The organism is Microbacterium sp. UBA837 (assembly GCF_002296025.1).
In the GTDB taxonomy this organism is placed as follows: Bacteria; Actinomycetota; Actinomycetes; order Actinomycetales; family Microbacteriaceae; genus Microbacterium.
On sequence record NZ_DBHD01000057.1, the window covers coordinates 1,614 to 8,936 of the forward strand.

Below are 7,323 nucleotides of genomic sequence, written 5' to 3' on the forward strand. Positions count from 1 at the left end.
CTATCAGGCTCGGGAGCGCCTCACCGACCTGATGTGGCAACCCGAGGATCGCGCCCGCGCGACCCTCGCCGTGATCGAGGATGTCTCTCCCGACGAGATCCTTGTCGACCACCTGGCCTTCAGCGCACGGCTCGCGCTACACACCGCAGGCATCCCCTACGGGGATGTCGTGCTCGGGCATCCGAGCGCACTCCCGATCGCGGGCGAGGTGTACGGCTTCCCGCCCGCGTGGCCGGCCGCCTTCACTCCGGACCCCGATGACCTCCGCACGCTCCAGGATGTCTGCATCGAGGTTTCCGAAGGGTTCACAGCGCAGTGGAACGATGTCGCCCAGCGCCTGGATCCGAGATCGCGCGGCGTCGAGGACGCGTTCGCCACCCACGGCGAGCGCGTGCTCTACAACTATCCCGGTGAGCTCGCCCGCACCGACGGACGGGCGCTGCCCCCGCACGTCTTTCTGGGTTCCACCCGGCGCGCTGAGCCCGCCGACGATGAAGTCGGTGCGTGGCTCGGCGTCGACGAGCCGTTCGTGTACGTCAGCTTCGGCAGCTTCCTGTCCGTGCGCGGCGACGTGCTCGCGCGTGTTGCCGAGGCGCTGCGCCGCGTTGGCGTCCGCGCGGCCATATCGACCGGGGCGACTGACCCGGCAGAACTCGGCTGGATTCCGCCGAGCTGGCTGGTGCGCGAGTACCTTCCGCAGGTGCGGCTGCTCGATCACGCCGCCGCTGCCGTCACCCACGGCGGCAACAACTCGGTTACAGAGGGCGCGGGGGCTGGGGTGCCGCTTCTCGTGCTGCCGTTCTCGACCGACCAGTTCGCGGGGGCAGCGGCAATCGAGCGCGAGGACATCGGACGGGCCCTCGATCCGAATGCGGCAAGCGTCGACGATCTCGAGGCTGCTCTCTCGGCCCTCCTGGACCCGGCCTGGGCGGGTCGGGCAACACTCACCGCGATCCGGGCCGACCAACTCTCCGACCCGGGTCCGGAGCGGGCATACCGGACGCTCACCGCTTGACCTGGAGCGCGCTCCAGGTCAGAGCATGGGTCGCATGAACAACGAAACGACGGTGGCCCGACTGATTCTGGGCACGATGTCCTACGGAACGACGATCGATCAGGATCGCGCGTTCGCCCTGATGGATCGATTCGTGGCGGCGGGCGGGGTGTGGCTCGATACTGCCGACTGCTACGCGTTCTGGGATGACCCCAGCGGTGTCGGAGGGGCAAGCGAGCGGGTAATCGGACGGTGGCTGCGTGCGAACGACGGCATCCGCGAGAGAGTGAGCATCGCAACCAAGGTTCGGCAGAATCCGCTCGTGCCGCACCGGTGGCCAGAGTCCGCAGAAGGCCTCTCGGCGCACGCGATCGTCACCGCGATGGCAGGCAGCCTTGACAGGCTGGGAGTGGAATCGGTCGACCTGCTGTGGGCGCACGCGGAGGATCGCAGCGTTCCGCTCGCCGAAACGGTGGCAGCGTTCGGAGACCTCGTCTCCAGCGGGACGGTGGGACGCGTTGGTGCCGCCAATCATGCATCGTGGCGCGTGGAGAAAGCGCGCGCTGCGGCTCACGGGTTGAGAGTCGAGCCATGGTCGGCCGTTCAGCTTCGCCATTCGCTGATCCAGCCGAGGCCCGATGCGTCGCTGCCCAACGCAGGTGATGCCGCGAACGCGCGCCTAATCCGAGAGGCCGACGAGCGCTGCCATGGCGGCGCGGTCGCCCGCGGCATCCCGGTATTGCTGCATCCGCGCGGCGTTGGCGTCGTAGCCGGCGCCGGCACGGACTTCGCCGACGTGGTGAAGCGCGTAGACGCGACCTTCGTGGCGGCGCGGCGGCTCGCCGAGCAGCGTCTGATGGGCAAGGTTCCACGCTGCATCCTCGAACCCCCACCCGCGGAACCCGGCATCCTGGCCCCCGTGCCGCGCCCAGGTGCGGGGTGTCGCAATGTACACGCCCGAGCAGGCACCCGAAACGAACTGCTCGACGGTGCACTCCGGCAGCGGCACCCCGCGCGCGTAGTCGGCGGAGCCCGTCGCTCCGAGCCAGCGGTACTCCGTGTAGGGAAGGTGCACCACGCCGCTCGTCGCTGCCGCTGCGATCGCCTCTCGCACCGGACCCACTTCGGGAATGGTGTCGGCATCACCGATCACGACGACCTCGTCCGGCGCTGCATCCGCCATCGCCTGATTGCGGCACGCGGCCAGGACGAACGGGACGTCGCCGGTGTCGACGGTGGTCAACGGGATCTCCGGGAGGTTCTCGCGGTACCACGCAGCCACGCGCTCAAACGCGTCAATGCGCGACGGCGCCGGACGCCACGGCAGCACGATTCGCGCGGGGGGCAGAACGTCGTCGGGAGTGAGAGAATCCACTCCACCATCATGGGGCCGCCAAGGAGACGCCATGCCCGAACTGTTCAACTACTTCGACCACGTCGAACTGCCGACTCCGACGCTCAGCACCGACGAGGTCGAGAAGCTGTGCGAGCTCGTCTTCGGCATCGTCGTCGTAGCGAACCCCCTCGGAAGCCAGCAGGACCAGAACTTCCGCCTCTTCCCGCGAGGCTCCGACGCACCGTTCGGTGTGCTCAAGCTCAGCAACCCGGTCTTCAGCGAGACCGAGATCCGGATGCAGGATGCGGCAACGGATGCTGTCGCGGTGGCCGATCCCACGCTGCGGGTGCCTCGCGTGCTCTCGGGCCCCCGGGGCGCACTGTGGGCCTGGTGGGACAGCTCACAGGGGCGAATTCACGCTCGAGTGCTCGAGAACATCGCCGGCCACACCCTGACCGGGTCGCGCTACCTTCCCCCCGCGGTCATCGAACGACTCGGAGACCTTGCGGGCCGGGTGAGCGCAGCGCTGGAGAGCTTCGAGCATCCCGCGAGCGGACGCATCCTCCAATGGGATCTGCGCCATGCACGCAGAGTCATCGACGCCCTGCTGCCTGATGAACCGGACGCCGAGGTTCGCGCCGCGATAGAACGGGCAGTTTGCGGGGCCGTTGCTGCGCTCGACCCGATCGTGCCCCACCTCCCGATGCAGGCGGGGCACTTCGACATCACGGACGACAACGTCCTGCGCGGCTACGGCGAACTCCTCCCCGATGCCGTGATCGACTTCGGGGACGTGATGCGCTCGTGGCGGGTCGCGGAGATAGCCGTGACGGCATCCTCCGTGCTGCACCACGACGGTGCCGATCCGACATCAGTCATCCCCGCGATCCGCGCCTTCCACGCGCGGCGCCACCTCACCGACGAGGAGATCACGGCGCTGTGGCCCCTGGTCGTCCTACGCGGGGCGACTCTCGTGCTGAGCGGACGCGCGCAGGTTCGCCTCGACGACGCCAACGAGTACGCCGCTGATGCGCTTGATCGCGAGCGCCGCATCTTCGATGTCGCGACGTCGGTGCCGGCATCCGTCATGACTGCCGCGATCCGCAGCGCGCTGGAACCCGGCCGCGCCGCGCCGACCCGGACGTGGGAGGGTGCGCCCCTCTTCACTCTCCCGGCCGAGGTTGTCGTGCTCGATGCCGGCACGGTCTCACCCCTCAACGATCGGGGCGCGTGGCTCGATCCGGAGGAGCTCGACCGGGCGGCGCTGAGCACCCTGGATGCCGGTGCAGGTGCGGTCGTCGTGCCAGCGTGGCATCCGGTGCTGAGCGGAGCGCCGCCGCGAACCCCTGCTGAGCCGGCGACCATCCCCACCGGCACGACGCTCTGGCTCGCCGAGCCGCCCGCGCTCGGTCGAGACGATGGCGAATGGACACGCGACGCCGGGACCGTCACGTGGCGATGCGGCGACGAGGTTGTCACGATCACCGGGATTCCCGACGGCACGGATGCTGTGCTTCCCGCGCGCACACGCCTGTTCGTGCAGCGCCACGCGGCGGGCGACGAGCCGCCACCTCCCCGGGTCACGGCGCGCCTCGCCGCAGCCTGGCGGGACGTCACGGGCGAGGTCTCCGACGCGCTCGGGCTGGCTCCACCGGTTGCGCGCGGCGACGACACTCTCGCGCGTCGCCGCGGAGTCCTGGCGGCGGTTCAGGAGCACTACTACGACGCGCCGCCGCGGATCGAGCGCGGATGGCGGGAGTATCTGATCGACGTCGACGGTCGGGTCTACCTCGACATGGTCAACAACGTCGCCTCGGTGGGCCATGCGCATCCCCACGTCGCGGATGCCGCGACCCGACAGCTGAACCTGCTCAACACGAACTCGCGCTTCCACTACGGCGTGATCACCGAGTACGCCGAGCGCATCGTCGAGACCCTGCCCGATGAGCTCGACACGGTGTTCTTCGTCAACTCCGGTTCAGAGGCAGCAGATCTTGCTCTTCGACTGGCGATGGCATCCACAGGCCGCACTGACATCGTCGCGATGCGTGAGGCCTACCACGGGTGGACCTTCGCGAGCGATGCCGTGTCGACCTCGATCGCCGACAACCCGAACGCGCTGGCGACGCGCCCGGAGTGGGTGCACACCGTCGCTGCCGCAAACTCTTACCGCGGCACGTACCGCGGCGCGGACGCGCAGCGGTACGCCCCCGAGGCCGTGGCGGAGATCGACCGGCTCGCAGCATCCGGGCGCGCTCCAGCCGGGCTTATCTGCGAGAGCTTCTTCGGCAACGCCGGCGGCGTCGCGCTACCGCCGGGGTATCTCGCACAGGTCTATGAAGCGATTCGCCGCCACGGTGGCGTGGCCATCGCCGACGAGGTGCAGGTGGGCTTCGGCCGGCTCGGCGAATGGTTCTGGGGATTCGAGCAGCAGGGGGTCGTGCCCGACATCGTTGCGGTCGCCAAGTCGATCGGCGCTGGCCACCCCATCGGCGCCGTCATCACCCGTCGCGAGATCGCCGATCGGTACCGCACTCAGGGGTACTTCTTCTCCTCAACGGGCGGCTCACCGGTGTCGGCGGCGATCGGTCTGGCTGTTCTGGATGTCATCGATCAGGAGGGTCTGCAACACAACGCGCGCGTCGTCGGAACTCATCTGAAGCGGCGTCTGGAAGCGCTGGCTGAGAACCATCCCCTCGTGGGAGCGGTGCATGGCGCCGGCCTGTACCTCGGCGTCGAGTTCGTGCGCGACCGCGTCACCCTGGAGCCGGCGACCGAAGAGACCGCGGCAATCTGCGACAGGCTGCTGACGCTCGGGGTGATCATGCAGCCCACCGGTGACTACCAGAACGTGCTGAAGATCAAGCCGCCGCTGTGCGTGTCACTGGAGTCGGTTGACTACTTCGTCGATTCGCTCGATCGGGTTCTCAGCACCGGCTGGTGACGCGCGGCACCGGCCCTCAGGAACCGGAGCGCTGAGCACGAATCGCCCGAAGCGCCATCTGCACGGCTATGAAGGCGATGAAGATCGAGAACAGCACGTTGCCGACGAACGGGTCGACCAGCGTCGCGATCCAGGCGCCGAGAGCCGTTGTCGTGCACGCCGCGATGCCGATGGCAATGGCTGCCGGGAGATCGACGTTCTTGCGCCGAAGGTTTCCGACGGTGCCCGATAGCGCCGTGGGGATCATCATGAGCAGCGACGTGCCCTTGGCTTCGAGGTCGCTCGCACCGAACAGGATCATGAGAACCGGAACCACCACGATGCCCCCGCCGACGCCGAGAAGCCCCGCCAGGATGCCGGTGATCAGGCCCAGCACGATCAGGCCGACGACCGACAGAATCGTGTATTCGATCCCAGCATCCCGCGACGGAATGACCAGGTAAAGGCTGATGATCACGAGGACCAAGAACCCGACGAAGCCCCAGCGCAGCACCGGAAGAGGAAGTCGGTGCAGCAGCCATGTGCCGATCTGAGCACCGATGATCGCCCCGGCGGCGAGGATGATCGCCGCGACCCACGCCACGGAGCCAGTCGTCGCGTAGGAGATCACGCCCACTGTCGCGGTCGGGACGATTGCTGCCAGTGATGTACCCGCGGCGAGGCGCTGGTTGAAGCCGAGGAAGAACACGAGAGCCGGCACGATCACGGTGCCCCCGCCCACACCGAACAGACCCGACAGCAGGCCAGCAGCCAGACCCACCAGAATCGCGACGATGTAGAAACGCGCGGTGCGCGGCTGGGGTGTCGTGGTCATGTGCTCGCTCTCGTCGGCGCCGGAACGCCGGCCGTGCCAGCCTACTCGTCCGAGACAGACACTCCGACGCGGCGTGGAGAGCCCTACTCCACGCTCACGAGGTCGTAGACCGCCCAACCATCGTCATCCGGAACCAGCGTGTATTCGTACTCGACGACCTGCTGCACGCCCGGTTCGATCGGGTTTCCGTCTTGGTCGAAGTGAGCGACATAGCTTTCTTGCGTTGCGACGGTGTACTCGTAGCCCGGGCCACGGATGCCGGTCACCACGATCTCGTAGTCCGAGTACCACTCGGTGAAGGCCTCGGACTGACCGGCGAACGTCGCGCAATCCTTGATCTGCACGATTTCGCGCAGGCGCTCGGTCGTGACGCCGAGGAAGAGGTCGCAGTCCGCGGTTTGCCAGGCCTCATCGAACTGGTAGACGGCCTCGACGGCGCCGCGTTCATCGTCGTTCGTCGGTTCGACGGCCGCCGGTGCGCTCACTCGACCGAATCCGAGGATTGCGAGCGGGATGAGAACCGCGGCGAGAACTACCGCAACGAGCATCGCAACACCGACGATCACCCAGATGATCCAGGTTCGGCTGCGCTGGGGGGCGGTGGCTGCAACGAAGATTCCCGACGGGGCATCCTGCGCCACGGGAACACCATCGGACGCAGCGGTGTCGCCGGTCGCTTCTGGTGACTGCGAGGACGTCTCCGGTGCGGGCGTCGTGCGGGGACGCTGCCACGGGTCGGGCATCCCCTGTGGGTGCGGCTGCACATGCTCGGTCCATTGCTGACCGTCCCACCACCGCAAGGCGCCGTGGCCGTCGTCATACCAGCCGGGGGCAATCGCCGACATCCGCTCTCGTTCCTCGTCGTTCCGGGCTCGCCTTCACTCTATGCGCGCGGACCTCGGGCTCAGAAGTTCGCGCCGTAGTCTCCACTGCTGAAACCACCAGTGATCAGCCACAGCGGCACGAGCACCGTGATCAGGGAGAGGATCAGCGACACGATCGACCACACGAGCACACGACGTGCGCGGATGTCCAGAATCAGTGCGATGATCCCGAGCACCAGGGCGACCGCCCCCACGAGGATCGAGAAGGGCATCGTCACGATCAGCAGCCACCAGATCGTCGCCATCTCGGGGAGGAACCCGATGAGCAAGATCGCAAGCGAAGGCGCAAGGGCAATGAAAGCGACGACGAACGCGATGATTCCGAGGATGGGGATGCGGCGGGCAGTCGGT

At 67.7% G+C, this 7,323-nt stretch carries 6 protein-coding genes and 1 pseudogene; 3 read left to right on the top strand and 4 right to left on the bottom strand.

The annotated features are described in order from the left end of the window. The coding region (locus B3587_RS04435; RefSeq protein WP_292726815.1) for a glycosyltransferase at positions 1-1,015 on the top strand (1,015 nt) is incomplete at its 5' end. A 34-nt stretch (positions 1,016-1,049) separates the two neighbouring features. Beyond that, positions 1,050-1,622, top strand: a pseudogene (locus tag B3587_RS15890) (aldo/keto reductase); the annotation flags it as partial. A 51-nt stretch (positions 1,623-1,673) separates the two neighbouring features. On the opposite strand, the gene B3587_RS04440 reads toward B3587_RS15890, so the two are convergent. Further along, positions 1,674-2,369: a hypothetical protein gene (locus B3587_RS04440; RefSeq protein WP_292726816.1), complete on the bottom strand. Its 696-nt coding sequence runs from the start codon at positions 2,367-2,369 to the stop codon at positions 1,674-1,676. A 31-nt stretch (positions 2,370-2,400) separates the two neighbouring features. Between B3587_RS04440 and B3587_RS04445 the strand changes: the two genes are divergently transcribed. After that, a complete protein-coding gene (locus B3587_RS04445; protein ID WP_292726817.1) occupies positions 2,401-5,274 on the top strand; it encodes an aminotransferase in 2,874 nt (957 codons plus the stop codon). Between the two features lie 16 nt (positions 5,275-5,290). On the opposite strand, the gene B3587_RS04450 is transcribed toward B3587_RS04445, so the two are convergent. The 3 genes from B3587_RS04450 to B3587_RS04460 form a co-directional block, all read right to left on the bottom strand. Then, positions 5,291-6,088: a sulfite exporter TauE/SafE family protein gene (locus tag B3587_RS04450; RefSeq protein ID WP_228177916.1), complete on the bottom strand. Its 798-nt coding sequence runs from the start codon at positions 6,086-6,088 to the stop codon at positions 5,291-5,293. Between the two features lie 83 nt (positions 6,089-6,171). Continuing rightward, positions 6,172-6,933: a DUF2510 domain-containing protein gene (locus B3587_RS04455; RefSeq protein WP_292726818.1), complete on the bottom strand. Its 762-nt coding sequence runs from the start codon at positions 6,931-6,933 to the stop codon at positions 6,172-6,174. Positions 6,934-6,992: 59 nt separating this feature from the next. Next, a partial coding sequence (locus B3587_RS04460) for a hypothetical protein (protein ID WP_292726819.1) occupies positions 6,993-7,323 on the bottom strand: 331 nt, incomplete at its 5' end.